The sequence below is a fragment of the Allobrachymonas chironomi DSM 19884 genome (assembly GCF_000374625.1).
In the GTDB taxonomy this organism is placed as follows: domain Bacteria; phylum Pseudomonadota; class Gammaproteobacteria; order Burkholderiales; family Burkholderiaceae_C; genus Brachymonas; species Brachymonas chironomi.
In genome coordinates this window covers 50624-63552 of record NZ_KB894765.1, presented here as the reverse complement: position 1 = coordinate 63552, position 12929 = coordinate 50624, and the positions used below count along the sequence as shown (strand labels likewise).

12 protein-coding genes and 2 tRNA genes are annotated in these 12929 nt (G+C 64.6%); 11 read left to right on the top strand and 3 right to left on the bottom strand.

Going from position 1 to position 12929, the window contains the following annotated elements:
- The first annotated feature begins 14 nt into the window (after nucleotides 1-14).
- The 11 genes from uvrC (at nucleotide 15) to C513_RS0100240 (ending at nucleotide 10696) form a co-directional block, all read left to right on the top strand.
- Entirely contained in the window at nucleotides 15-2045 is a 2031-nt protein-coding gene (gene uvrC / locus C513_RS0100295) for an excinuclease ABC subunit UvrC (RefSeq protein WP_051084360.1), read from the top strand.
- A gap of 63 nt (nucleotides 2046-2108) precedes the next feature.
- Nucleotides 2109-2675, top strand: coding sequence for a CDP-diacylglycerol--glycerol-3-phosphate 3-phosphatidyltransferase (gene pgsA, locus C513_RS0100290; protein WP_018714027.1), 567 nt, complete (start codon nucleotides 2109-2111; stop codon nucleotides 2673-2675).
- A 12-nt stretch (nucleotides 2676-2687) separates the two neighbouring features.
- Entirely contained in the window at nucleotides 2688-3782 is a 1095-nt protein-coding gene (locus tag C513_RS0100285) for a tartrate dehydrogenase (protein WP_018714026.1), read from the top strand.
- Nucleotides 3783-3932: 150 nt separating this feature from the next.
- Nucleotides 3933-4241, top strand: a complete 309-nt coding sequence (locus tag C513_RS0100280; RefSeq protein WP_018714025.1) for an HU family DNA-binding protein — start codon at nucleotides 3933-3935, stop codon at nucleotides 4239-4241.
- 8 nt (nucleotides 4242-4249) lie between these two features.
- Nucleotides 4250-4325 (top strand) — tRNA-Val (locus C513_RS0100275).
- 319 nt (nucleotides 4326-4644) lie between these two features.
- Nucleotides 4645-5445, top strand: a complete 801-nt coding sequence (locus C513_RS0100265) for an SDR family oxidoreductase (RefSeq protein ID WP_018714023.1) — start codon at nucleotides 4645-4647, stop codon at nucleotides 5443-5445.
- Nucleotides 5446-5506: 61 nt separating this feature from the next.
- Nucleotides 5507-6169 carry a response regulator gene (locus C513_RS0100260; RefSeq protein ID WP_018714022.1) on the top strand — a complete coding sequence of 221 codons (663 nt, stop codon included), beginning with the start codon at nucleotides 5507-5509 and terminating at the stop codon, nucleotides 6167-6169.
- Nucleotides 6166-7662, top strand: coding sequence for a HAMP domain-containing histidine kinase (locus tag C513_RS0100255; protein ID WP_018714021.1), 1497 nt, complete (start codon nucleotides 6166-6168; stop codon nucleotides 7660-7662). The genes C513_RS0100260 and C513_RS0100255 overlap by 4 nt, the downstream gene beginning before the upstream one ends.
- A 116-nt stretch (nucleotides 7663-7778) precedes the next feature.
- Nucleotides 7779-9716, top strand: coding sequence for a SurA N-terminal domain-containing protein (locus tag C513_RS0100250; RefSeq protein WP_018714020.1), 1938 nt, complete (start codon nucleotides 7779-7781; stop codon nucleotides 9714-9716).
- Nucleotides 9717-9778: 62 nt separating this feature from the next.
- Nucleotides 9779-9854 (top strand) — tRNA-His (locus C513_RS0100245).
- A gap of 131 nt (nucleotides 9855-9985) precedes the next feature.
- A complete protein-coding gene (locus tag C513_RS0100240) occupies nucleotides 9986-10696 on the top strand; it encodes a thermonuclease family protein (RefSeq protein ID WP_018714019.1) in 711 nt (236 codons plus the stop codon).
- Nucleotides 10697-10713: 17 nt separating this feature from the next.
- Here the strand turns inward: C513_RS0100240 and C513_RS0100235 are convergent, their stop codons facing one another.
- From C513_RS0100235 to C513_RS0100225, 3 genes are read right to left on the bottom strand one after another with little or no spacing between them, the layout of a single operon-like run.
- A complete protein-coding gene (locus C513_RS0100235) occupies nucleotides 10714-11715 on the bottom strand; it encodes a P1 family peptidase (RefSeq protein ID WP_018714018.1) in 1002 nt (333 codons plus the stop codon).
- Entirely contained in the window at nucleotides 11712-12335 is a 624-nt protein-coding gene (locus tag C513_RS0100230) for an energy-coupling factor ABC transporter permease (RefSeq protein WP_018714017.1), read from the bottom strand. The genes C513_RS0100235 and C513_RS0100230 overlap by 4 nt, the downstream gene beginning before the upstream one ends.
- A gap of 19 nt (nucleotides 12336-12354) precedes the next feature.
- Entirely contained in the window at nucleotides 12355-12864 is a 510-nt protein-coding gene (locus tag C513_RS0100225) for a hemerythrin domain-containing protein (protein ID WP_018714016.1), read from the bottom strand.
- Nucleotides 12865-12929: the final 65 nt, after the last annotated feature.

The following is a 12929-nucleotide window of genomic DNA, read 5'->3' as shown; positions in this document are numbered from 1 at the left end:
TCTACAATGCAGGCATGAGTGCATCTTCCCAGCCACCCCAGCAGCCGGACCAGCCGGTGCCAGCGGCCAGCAGCGGCCATGATCCCGCCGTGCTGGAGCAGGTGGCGGCGCTGCCGGCGCTGCCTGGCGTGTACCGCTATTTCGATGCCGATGACCAGGTGTTGTATGTCGGCAAGGCAATCCACCTGAAGCGGCGCGTTTCCAGCTATTTCCAGAAGGACCATGGCGGTACCCGCATCGGCTTCATGGTGGGCAAGATCCGCCGGCTCGAAGTGACGGTGGTGCGATCCGAAGCGGAGGCGCTGATCCTGGAAAACAACCTGATCAAGACGCTCAAGCCCAAGTACAACATCCTGTTCCGGGATGACAAGAGCTACCCCTATCTGCGTTTCAGCGGCAGCCGTCCCGGCAGCCAGCCGGATGACCGGCCGCAAGCCGGCGCGTTTCCGCGCATCTCCTATTACCGGGGAGCCACCGACAGGCACAACCGCTATTTTGGTCCGTACCCCAATGCCTGGGCGGTCAAGGAAACCATCCAGCTGCTGCAAAAGGTGTTCCGGCTGCGCACCTGCGAGGATTCGGTATTCAGCAACCGCACGCGGCCCTGCCTGCTGTACCAGATCAAGCGTTGTACCGGCCCCTGTGTCGGCCTGATCAGCCCGGAAGCCTATGCCGCCGATGTGGCCCATGCCGAAGCCTTTCTCGACGGTTCTGCCGACGATGTCATGCGCCAGCTGCAGCAGCGCATGATGGAACACTCCGAACGCATGGAATACGAGCAGGCGGCGTTGGTGCGCGACCAGCTGTCGGCGCTGAGCGATATCCTGCACCAGCAGGCGGTCGAATCCACCTCCGACAAGGATGTCGACATCCTGGCAGTCAAGGTGCTGGGCGGCAAGGCCTGTGTCAACCTGGCGATGGTGCGCGGTGGCCGCCATTTGGGCGACAAGCCGCATTTTCCGTCGCAGCTCGATGATGCGCGCAAGCTGGTCGAGGGCGAGGAGGGCGGCATCGAGGCCACGCACGGACAGCTGGAGCAGGCCGTGCTCGAAGCCTTTGTCGCGCAGCACTACCTGGGTTCGGACATGCCGTCCGTGCTGGTGACCAGCGTGCCGCTGCAGCCGGCGCTGGTCGAGGCGCTGTCGGCCCAGGCCGGCCGCAAGATCACTGCGGTGCACCAGCCGCGTGAGCTGCGCCGCACCTGGCTGCAGATGGCCGAGCAGAATGCCGGCCTGCAGCTGGCACGCCTGCTGGCCGAAGAAGGCTCGCAGCGCGCGCGCACCCGTGCGCTGGCCGAGGCGCTCGGCCTGGAGCGCGAGGAACTCGACAGCCTGCATATCGAGTGTTTCGACATTTCGCACACCGCCGGCGAAGCCAGCCAGGCCTCCTGCGTGGTGTTCCAGAACCACGCCATGCAGCCTTCGCGCTACCGTCGCTACGGCATCGAGGGCATCACGCCCGGTGACGATTACGCCGCCATGCGCCAGGTGCTGCAGCGCCGTTACGGCAAGCTGGCCGAACAGATCCGCGCCTGGCAGGAGCAGGCGGCGGAATCGGGTGCAACAGGTGAAGCGGCCGAGGGCAGCCAGGCTCCGCGCTGGCCGGACATCGTGCTGATCGATGGCGGCAAGGGCCAGGTCGGCGTGGCGCGCGAGGTCTTCGGCGATCTCGGCATGGATCTGTCGCGCATCGTCGGCGTGGAAAAGGGCGAGGGCCGCAAGGTCGGTCTGGAAGAGCTGGTGTTTGCCGATGGCCGCGAGAAGATCTGGCTTGGTCAGGACTCGGCGGCGCTGATGCTGGTGGCGCAGATCCGGGACGAGGCGCACCGCTTTGCCATCACCGGCATGCGTGCCAAGCGCGCCCGTGTGCGCACCGGCGGCAGCCGGCTGGAGGAGATTCCCGGCATCGGCCCGAAACGGCGTGCACGCCTGCTACAGCGCTTTGGTGGCGTGGCCGGTGTCGCCAAGGCCTCGGAAGAGGATCTGGCCAGCGTCGAGGGCATCTCTTCCGAGCTGGCAGCACAGATCTACCGGGCATTGCACTGACGCTGCCGGGGCCGCGGAGTTTCCATGCCACAATCGGCAGGATACCGTTTCCCCTTGCAAGCCATGTTCCTCACCATTCCCACCGCCCTGACCTGGACGCGCATTGCGGCCATTCCCCTGCTGATGGCGGTGTTCTACCTGCCGCTGGCAGAGCAGACGCAGAACCTGGTGGCGGCGCTGATGTTCATCATCTTTGCCATGACGGACTGGTTTGACGGTTATCTGGCGCGCAAGCTCAACCAGACCTCGGCCTTCGGTGCCTTTCTGGATCCGGTGGCTGACAAGTTCCTGGTCTGCGCCAGCGTGCTGGTGCTGGTGCACCTGCAGCGGGCCGATGTCTTTGCCGCGCTCATCATCATTGGCCGTGAAATAGCCATTTCGGCGCTGCGCGAATGGATGGCGCAGATCGGTGCCTCGCGCAGCGTGGCGGTGCACATGATCGGCAAGCTCAAGACCACGGTGCAGATGACGGCGATTCCCTTCCTGCTGTTCAACGGCCAGCTGTTCGGCCTGATCGATACCCGTTTCTGGGGCAACATCCTGCTGTGGCTGGCGGTGGTGCTGACGGTCTGGTCCATGGTCTACTACATGCGCAAGGCGATTCCCGAAATCCGCCAGCGCATCCGCTGAGCGCGCTGCCCCATGAAGACGCACCGCATTGCCGTCATCGCCGGTGACGGCATCGGCCAGGAGGTCATGCCCGAAGGCCTGCGCGTGTTGCAGGCAGTAGCCCGGCGTTTTGGCATCGGCCTGCAGTTCGACCATTTCGATTTCGCCTGCTGGGACTATTACCGGCAGCACGGCCGCATGCTGCCGGAAGACTGGAAACAGCAGATCGGCACACACGATGCAATCTACTTTGGTGCCGTGGGCTGGCCGGACAAGATTCCCGATCACATCTCGTTGTGGGAATCGCTGCTGCTGTTCCGCCGCGAATTCGACCAGTACATCAACCTGCGTCCGGCGCGCCTGATGCCGGGCGTGACGGCGCCAGTAGTGCGCCGCGACGGCAGCCCGCGCCAGCCTGGCGAGATCGACATGCTGATTGTGCGCGAGAACACCGAGGGCGAGTATTCCTCCATCGGCGGCCGCATGTTCGAGGGGACCGAACGCGAAATGGTGATGCAGGAAACCGTGATGACGCGCCTGGGCGTGGATCGCGTGCTGCGCTTTGCCTTCGAGCTGGCGCAGTCGCGCCCGCGCCGGCACCTGACCAGCGCCACCAAGTCCAACGGCATTGCCATCACCATGCCCTACTGGGACGAGCGCGTGGCGCTGATGGCCAGGCAGTATCCGGACGTGGTGGTGGACAAGTTCCACATCGACATTCTCACGGCGCACTTCGTGCAGCGACCCGACTACTTTGACGTGGTGGTTGCCAGCAACCTGTTTGGCGACATCCTGAGCGATCTGGGTCCGGCCTGTACCGGCACCATCGGCATCGCACCCAGCGCCAACCTGAATCCGACGCGGCGCTTTCCTTCGCTGTTCGAACCGGTGCACGGATCCGCTCCGGACATTGCCGGCAAGGGCATCGCCAATCCGGTCGGGCAGATCTGGGCTGGCGCCATGATGCTGGATTTCCTCGGTCACCGCGAGGCGCACGATGCCATCGTGCACGCCATCGAGCAGGTACTGGACCCGCAGAACGGCTTGCCACGCACGCCGGATCTGCACGGCGGCCTGGCAAGCACCGAAGACATGGGCCGGGCAGTGGCGCAGTTGCTGGCGGGGTAAGCCCTGACGACGAAAACGCGACACGTCGCCAAATGGAACATGGAGTGCCCCGGGCAAGCTCGCTACAATGGATCGGATAGGACGACTGTGCCCTGGTGGCGTAACGCATGTATGCCCCGGACTGTCCATGCACCCGTCCAGGCTCCAGACATGCGCTCCATACAAGCAAACCATCGGGGGACTACCGTGAACAAGACAGAGTTGATCGAACATATCGCCAAACAGGCTGGCATCTCCAAGGCGGCTGCAGCGCGCGCGCTGGAGGCCACCCTAGGGGCCGTGACCACCACCCTTAAAAAAGGCGGCAGCGTGACTCTGGTGGGCTTCGGTACCTTTGATGTGGCCAAGCGCGCGGCAAGAAAAGGCAGAAATCCGCAGACCGGCGAGGAAATCCCGATCAAAGCTGCTAGAATTCCGAAATTCCGTCCCGGCAAGGGACTGAAAGATGCCCTGAATTGATCGGCGTGGGGTGCTTAGCTCAGTTGGTAGAGCGGCGCCCTTACAAGGCGTAGGTCGGCGGTTCGACCCCGTCAGCACCCACCACCCTTTCAATTGAAAATGGCAATGAAAACAACGGCTTGGAGGAAACTCTAGGCCGTTTTTCTTTGTCTGAACGCATCCGGCAGGGGGAGTCTCGGGCAACCACAAAGAGGTTCCAAGCACCAGAGCTTTTCCCTGAAACGGCGTCGATCTTAAGCTTCCGCTAAGCCTTCATCCGCATCATCCTTCCCGAGCCCCGATGGGCGAAGGAGTAGATGATGGATTTTCCCCTGCAGTCCGCAACGCAAGCGCCAGCATCGCGCTACCGGATCGAATTCTGTGTGACCGGGCGCTTTCTGCCGCTGCCGCAGGAGCTGGCCGCATGAAACTGCAGCATGCACGTGTCGTGCTGACCGGAGCCACCGGCGGCATCGGTCAGGAATTGCTGGAGCAGTTGCTGACCGCTGGGGCGCAGGTGCTGATTGTGGGTCGCCGCCGTTCGGCGCTGGATGCCCTGGCGGCAGGGCGGTGGCAGCGTATGCGCACGGTCGAGGCGGATCTGGCCACACGCGCCGGCCGCGATGCGGTCGAGGCTGCGGTACGCGATTGGGGTGGTGCCAGCGTGCTGCTGCATGCCTCGGGGCTGAACGAGCTGATCAGCTTTGCGGCCCAGGATGAAGAGAGCATAGAGGCCTTGCTGAGCGTCAATGTCACGGCCACGCTGCAACTCACGCGCCGGCTGCTGCCGATGCTGCAGCAGCAACCGCAGGCCGTGGTGGTGTTGCTGGGATCTGTGCTAGGCTCCATTGGTCACCCCGGCTATGCCACTTATTGCGCCAGCAAGTTTGCCCTGCGCGGCTTCGCCGAAGCGCTGCGGCGCGAGCTGGCGGATACCGGCGTACAGGTGCGCTATGTGGCTCCGCGCGCCACCCGCACCAGCATGCATACGGCAGCCGCCGTGCGCATGAACGAGCAGCTTGGTAGCACCATGGACACGCCGCAGCGGGTGGCGCAACAGGTGCTGCAGGCCATGCAGGGGACGCGCCACGAGCGCTATCTGGGCTGGCCGGAAAAACTGTTCGTGCGCATCAACCAGATCCTGCCCGGCGTTGTTGACAAGGCCATGCGCAAGAAACTGCCGCAAATCCGCCAGGAGGCCGGGCCGTCGCGCGTCGTGTCCTGATCCGCGCAGCCGCTGACAGTCCTATACTGGCGGGCAGTTTCCCCTTTTGTTGCTGCCCACCATGCGCCTGCTGCTTGTTGAAGATGATCCTGCTCTTGGCGAAGGCATCCGCGTCGCCCTCAAGCCCGAAGGCTATACCGTGGACTGGGTGCAGGACGGGCGCAGCGCGCTGCATGCGTTGACGCATGAACGCTTTGACCTGGCGATACTGGATCTGGGCCTGCCCGATATGGACGGGCTGGACGTGTTGCGCCGCCTGCGCGAACGCCAGCAGGCGGTGCCGGTGCTGGTCCTGACCGCGCGCGATGCCACCAGTGACCGCATCCAGGGGCTGGATGCCGGTGCCGACGATTACCTGATCAAGCCATTCGAAGTGGGCGAACTCACGGCGCGTCTGCGCGCCTTGCTGCGCCGCAGCTTTGGCCGCCCGCAACCGGTGCTGGAACATGGCGGCGTGCGGCTCGATCCGGTCAGCCAGGAAGTCAGCTGCCGGGGAGAGGTGGTCACGCTGCAGCGCAAGGAATTCCTGCTGCTGCACCAGCTGATGTCGCAGCCGGGTCGCGTTCTCACGCGTGACCGGCTCGAGGAAGTGCTGTATGGCTGGAGCGAAAGCGCCGCCGAAAGCAATGCGCTCGAAGTGCATATCCACCACCTGCGCCGAAAGCTCTACCCGGAGCTGATCCGCACCGTGCGTGGCGTGGGCTATCGCATCGATCCGGCATGATGCGATCCATCCGCAGCCGCATTCTCGGTGCGCTCCTGATCCTGCTCACCGTGGCGCTGAGTGTCATGAGCTGGCGCAGCTATGCCGATGCCCGCATCGAAATCGAGGAAGTGTTCGATGCCCAGCTGACGCAATCGGCGCGCATGCTGGCCGTGCTGGCGCATCCCGCCATGACGCCGCAAGAGGGCGCCGCGGTGCAACAGGCGCTGCGACAGGCCGCGACCCTGAGCGAACAGTCTCCCGCCTTCCGCCACTATGTGCATGAATATGAAAGCAAACTGGCTTTTGTCGTGTTCCGGGCCGATGGCAGCCTGATCCTGGCTTCGCCATCAGCCCCGGTGCAGCAGCTGGACAGCTTGCGCCAGCTGCGCGAAAGCGGGGCCCTGCATGCCAGCCCGCAGGCCTCACCGGAGACGGACGGGCAGACGCTGTTGCCCGGACTGCTGCCCGGTTACTACGAGGTGCGCCAGGACGATTGGGACTGGCGCATTTACCTGCACCACGATCCGGCACGCGGCAGCTGGGTGCTGGTGGGTGATCGTGCCGATGTGCGCAGCGAGCTCGCCACGCGTATCGCCAGCCGCAGTCTGTGGGTGGAGCTGCTCGGCATCCCCTTGCTGCTGTTGCTGGTCTGGCTGGTGGTGGGTTGGGGACTGCGGCCGCTGGAACAGCTGGCGGGGTCGCTGCGTCAGCGGGGTCCGCAGCAGCTGGAACCGGTGCAGCTGCGTGCAGCACCGGCCGAGCTGCAAGCCGTGCTGCAGTCGCTCAACGGCCTGCTCGGGCAGGTGACCGAGGCGCGCGAACGCGAGCGCCGCTTTCTGTCCTATGCGGCCCATGAGCTGCGCACGCCGCTGGCGGTGCTGCATGTCCAGGCCCACAACGCCCTGCATGCCCCCGATCCGGCCGACCGCGAAGCCGCTATTCGGCAGATCGATCGCAACGTGGTGCGTGCGACCCACCTGTCGGAACAGCTGCTGCTGCTGGCACGGCTGGAGCCCGGCCTGGTGCGCCTGCAGCGCGTGGCGCTGGATCTGGCGGCCTTTCTGCGCCAGGAGCTGGCCGAGTTGATCACGCTCAGCCTGCAGCGCGATCAGGAGCTGACGCTGCAGGTACAGCCGGGGGAGCGTTTTGTCATCCATGCCGACGAGCAGGGCCTGCACAGCCTGGTCGAGAACCTGGTGGCCAACGCGATTCGCCATACACCGCCAGGCGGGCAGATCCAGGTCGTGCTGGAGCGCCAGTCCGATGGCATCCGGCTGCGTTTCCAGGATAGCGGGCCGGGTATTGCACCGGAACTGCGCGAGCGCGTGTTCGAGCACTTCTTCCGTCAGGGTGCCGGGCAGGGGGCCGGCCTGGGGCTGGCGATCGTGGCGCGGGTTGCCGAGCTGCATGACTGGCGGCTGCAGCTGCACGACAGTCCGCTGGGCGGGCTGGAGGTGTGCGTCTGCCTGCCAATGGGCGAGGGCAGTGCCGGCAGCGCTGCGGCACATTGAAGTAAAATCTTCCGCTGAGTCTCCGGGCCTGCTCCCTCCGGCCCGTCTTCCCTGCCTGCCGGCGCCTTTGCGTCGCTGCTTCTGCTGGCATCTGCCAGCCAACAGGATTCCCTTGCATGTTTGAATTCATTCGCAAGCACACCAAGTGGATGATGGTGCTGCTGTTTGCGCTCATCATTCCTTCGTTCGTGTTTTTCGGCTTCGAGAACTATCAGCGCATGAACGATGCCTCACACGCGACCGTGGCTGTCGTGGACGGCCAGAAAATCACCCAGGCCGAGTGGGATGAAGCCCACCGCAGCGAGGCCGACCGCCTGCGCGCCAGCCAGCCGGGTCTTGACAGCGCGCTGCTCGATTCGCCCCAGGCCAAATACGCCACACTCGAATCGATGGTGCAGGAGCGCGTGCTGTTTGCCGCAGCCAGCAAGCTGAAGCTGTTCGTCAGCGACCAGCGTCTGGCGCGTGAACTGCTCAACGATCCCGCCATCGCCGGCCTGCGCGGCCCCGATGGCAAGCTGGACGAGGAACGCTACAAGCAGCTGCTGGCCACACAGAACCTGACGCCCGCCGGCTACGAGGCCATGGTGCGTACCCGCCTGTCGCAACAGCAGGTGCTGGAAGGCGTGATCGCCGCTGGCGGCTGGATGCCTGAGAACAGCGCCAATCTGGTGCTGAACCCCTTCTTCGAGCGCCGCGAAATCCAGCTGGCCGGCTTTGATCCGGCCCGTTACGTCAGCCAGGTGCCGGTCAATGATGCCGCCGTACAGGCTTTCTATGATGCCCACAAGGAGCGTTTCCGCACCACCGAGCAGGCCACCGTGGAATACGCGGTACTGGACATGCCGGCCGTGGAGCGCACCATCACCGTGTCCGATCAGGACATGCGCAACTACTACGAGCAGAACAAGGAGCGCTTTGCCGATGCCGGTCAGCGCCGCGCCAGCCATATCCTGATCACGGTGCCCGCCGGTGCCGACCAGGCCACGCGTGATGCCGCGCGCAAGCACGCCGAAGCGCTGCTGGCCCAGCTGCGCCAGGATCCGGCCAGGTTTGCCGAACTGGCACGGACCCAATCGCAGGATGCCACCACGGCCACGAACGGTGGTGATCTGGGCATGATCGGTCGCAATACCGCTGGCTTGCCCCAGGCCTTCCTGGACAAGCTGTTCGGCATGGAAAAAGGCCAGATCAGTGATCTGGTGCAAACCGATTTTGGTTACCACATCATCCAGCTGACCGATGTGCAGGGAGCCGCCCAGCAGGGTTTCGAGGCGCACAAGGCCGCCATCGAAACCGAGCTGAAGCAGCAGATGGCGCAGCAGAAGTTTGGTGAACTGGCCGAGCGTTTCAGCGACGGCGTGTTCCGCAATCCGGCCGAGCTGAAGACACTGGCTGCCGAACTGGGTCTGCAGCTGCAGACCGCCAGCAACGTGCATCGCACGCCGGCTCCGGGCACCCAGGGCCCGCTGGCCAACCGCAATTTCCTGCAGGCGCTGTTTGCCGCCGATTCCATCAGCAAGAAGCAGAATACCCAGACGATTGAAGTCGGCAGCAACGAGCTGGTAGCCGGCCGTCTGGTCGAATACCATGCCGCAGGCCAGCAGGCGCTGGCCGACATCAAGCCGGCGGTAACGCAAGCCTATGTGCAGGACCGGGCCGCCGCCCTGGCCAAGGCCGATGCCCTGGCCAAGCTGAAGGATTGGCAGGCCAACCCGGCCGCTGCTGGTGACATGGGTGAAACCGTTGTCGTCTCGCGTGTGCAGTCCACCCTGGTGCCGCCGGTGGTCGATGCGGCCATGCGCGCCAAGACCGGCAAGCTGCCGGCCTTCGAAGGCGTGGATCTGGGCAACCAGGGCTATGCCATCGTGCGCGTGAACCAGGTGCTGCCGGCAGATCCTGCCACGAGCGAACTGCGCAAGCAGCAGCAACCGCAGCTGTCGCGCGCGCTGAACGAGGCGCAGCTGATGGCCTACTTCGAGACGCTGAAGAAGCTGCTCAAGGTCGAGATCAAGGTGCCGAAGCCCGCTGCGATTGCCACGCCGGTAGCCGGTTGATAAAGAAATTTCCCGTCATGCGCGCATGAATGGGGAATTACTGCTATAATTTTCTCTTTCTGGTGGCTGTAGCTCAGTTGGTAGAGTCCAGGATTGTGATTCCTGTTGTCGTGGGTTCGAGCCCCATCAGCCACCCCAGAAATTCCTGAATAACGGCGCGTACCTGGCTACGCGCCGTTTTCTTTTGGGGACATCCCGGGGGGAAGCCGGGGATAATTTTCTCCGGAAATGGCCAGATTGGCATATCCGCTTGTACGCCACATCTTCACATGAGCTTGTTGCGCCGATTCCTGCTGTTGCCTGTTGCGGCGGTCCTGTGGACAGCAGCGCTGCCTTCGACTGTCCATGCGGCCGATATCAGCTGCCGCGTCGTCAACGTCGCCGACGGCGACACCCTCAACTGTCTCACCGCCAGCAAGCAGAACCTGCGCGTGCGCCTGCATCAGATCGACGCTCCGGAGCGCGGCCAGCCGTTCAGCCATGCTTCACGCCGCGCGCTGGCGGATCTGGTGGCGGGCCGGCAGGTCGTGTTGCAGCAGGCTGGCAAGGATCGCTATGGCCGGGTGCTGGCGACCGTGCAGATACAGGGCGTGAACGTCAACCGGCAACTGGTACGCCAGGGCCATGCCTGGGCCTATCGGCAGTATCTGGTCGATCCCGGCTATCTGCAGCTGGAGGCGCAGGCACGCAGTGAAACCCTGGGCCTGTGGAGCCAGCCGGGCGCGATTTACCCGGCCGATTACCGCAAGGGCATCCGTTCCGCAGCACAGGGCAGCATCGTGCTGGATGCGCCAGTACCCAGCAGGCGGCTGCTGTCGCTCATGGGCGCGGGGCAGGGTAGCCAGTGCGGCAGCAAGCGTTTCTGCAACCAGATGAGCAGCTGCGCCGAAGCGCGCCATTACCTGACCCAGTGCGGCATCACGCGGCTGGATCGTGATGGCGACGGCATTCCCTGCGAAAACCTGTGTACCGCGCGCTGAGTGACGCGTGAAGGCGCTCAGGCCTGCAGTTCAGACGCAGCCGGCAGCCACAAGTCCCCCACACGCAGCGTCTGCGCCGCACGCACGGCGCACAGCACCGCCAGTTGCACCGCTTCGGCCGCCATGGCGGAGAGCGTGATCAGGTCGGGCTGCCGCGATGTCTGTCCGGTTGACAGCGCAAACAGCGTGTCACCATCCAGCATGGTGTGTACCGGGCGGATGCAGCGTGCCAGTCCATCATGGCCGGCCACGGTCAGCCGTTGCAGTTCGGTGCGGGACAATGCGGCATCGGTGGCGATGATGCCGATGGTGGTATTCGCTCCTGGCAGGGCAAAGCGCGGGGCATCGCCTTGCAGCAGGGCGCGTTGGGTATCGCGCAGTGTGAGCGTATCGGCTGCAGTACGGGCACCGGCCAGTAGCTGGCCGGTATGCGGATCCAGCACATCGCCCACGGCATTGCAGGCGACCAGTGCGCCCACGGTCACGCCCTGCAGCTGTACGCTGGCACTGCCGATGCCACCCTTCATGGCGTGATCGCTGCCGAACAGCTTGCCCACGGTGGCGCCGGCACCGGCGCCCACATTGCCGCAGGCCAGCAGGCTGTTGCCGGCAGCCGCACAGGCGGCGAAACCGCCATCGGCATCGGGCCGGATCCGGGCATCGCCCACCGGCAGGTCAAACAGCACGGCGGCCGGGACCAGCGGCAGCGGGTTGCCAAAGCCGACATCCATGCCGATGCCTTGCTGCTCCAGCCAGCGCACCACGCCGCTGGCGGCATCCAGGCCCCAGGCGCTGCCACCACCCAGCATCACCGCATGCACCTTGTCCACCAGGTGGCCGGGAGCCAGCAGATCGGTTTCGCGCGTGCCAGGCGCGGCACCGCGCACATCCACGGCGGCAACCGCTCCCTGCGGTGCGATCACCACGCTGCAGCCGGTGGGCCGTTGCGTCGAGGTCCAGTGGCCGGCCAGCAGGCCCGGCACCTGCGTGATGCAGCCGTGGGCAGAAGATGTGCTCATGAAGACCTCAGATAGAGTTCGTCCGACCAGGTTGCCAGCCACAGCGGGCGGAAGGCGACAAAAATCGCCGATAGCAGCCCGGTCATGAAGCCATCGCCCCAGGCAATCAGCCAGTGGGCAATGGTGGTGAGGGCGGGATCGGTATTGGGCAGGCTGTAGCCGGCCCATTCACTGAGCAGGGCGGCGGCAAACACGCTGGCCACGGTGGTAAAAAAACCGCGCCCCAGCGTATAGACAAAGATGTTCGGGCCCAGATAGCGTCGCACCAGGGCGCCCAGCAGCATGGCAAACGTGGCAGGTAGTACGCCCAGCCAGAAGGCATCGGCCATCAGCTGCTCGACCGGCGCCGGGGCCAGCAGGCCGGACAGCAGGGCAATCAGGCAGAACACCGGCACCGCCAGCGGCCAGCCCAGTGTCAGCAGGATGATGCCGGAAAAGGTCAGAGTCAGCTGCAGCGGCATGGTGTGCAGCCGCGGCATGGCCCAGATCCAGGGCACGATCACCAGACTGGCCAGCAGCGGTGTCAGCAACTCGGTGCGGCGCAGCATGCGCCAGGGACGCAGGAACAGGGCAATCCCCAGGGCCAGCAGCAGTGGAATCCATTCCCAGGACGCGTACATGGCGATGGGGCCGTGTCGCTCAGTGGCCGCAGGCGGCCGGCTGCTCGCCAGCCGTCAGATCGGTATCGGTACTGCCGCTGCAGCCGTGGATCTGCTGCTCGGGCATGGTTTGTGGATGGGCAATGTGGCCGGTCACGGTGTCGTAGCCGATGCGCTTGAGGTAGTCGGACAGGGCGGCATCCATGGTGTCGGCGTGCTGCGGGAACCAGGTGGCGAGTTCGGCGTTCATCTTGCGCACCACCACGAAATGGCCCTTGAGGCCATAGTTCAGGCCTTCGCGCATCACGTCCAGCACCGCCTTGTGGTGTGTGGTGTGGCAGTTGCTGGCGGCAAAGTTGGTGTCGCGCATCCACTTGTCCTCGTTGTCGAAGTGGATCTGGGTATGGTCGATCAGATCCTTCCAGCGCTGCAGCAGCTGTTCATCGGTAGCGGCTTCCACGGCGGCGCGCAACGCCACAAATTCCTGATGCGTCTGGTCCATCTGCTCGATACCCAATGCCAGATCATCGCTCCATGCCAGTGTGCTCACACGCTTTCTCCTCTGAAAACGCCATTTTATCCGCCAGCCTGCGCAACTGCCTGCCGATTCCCTGT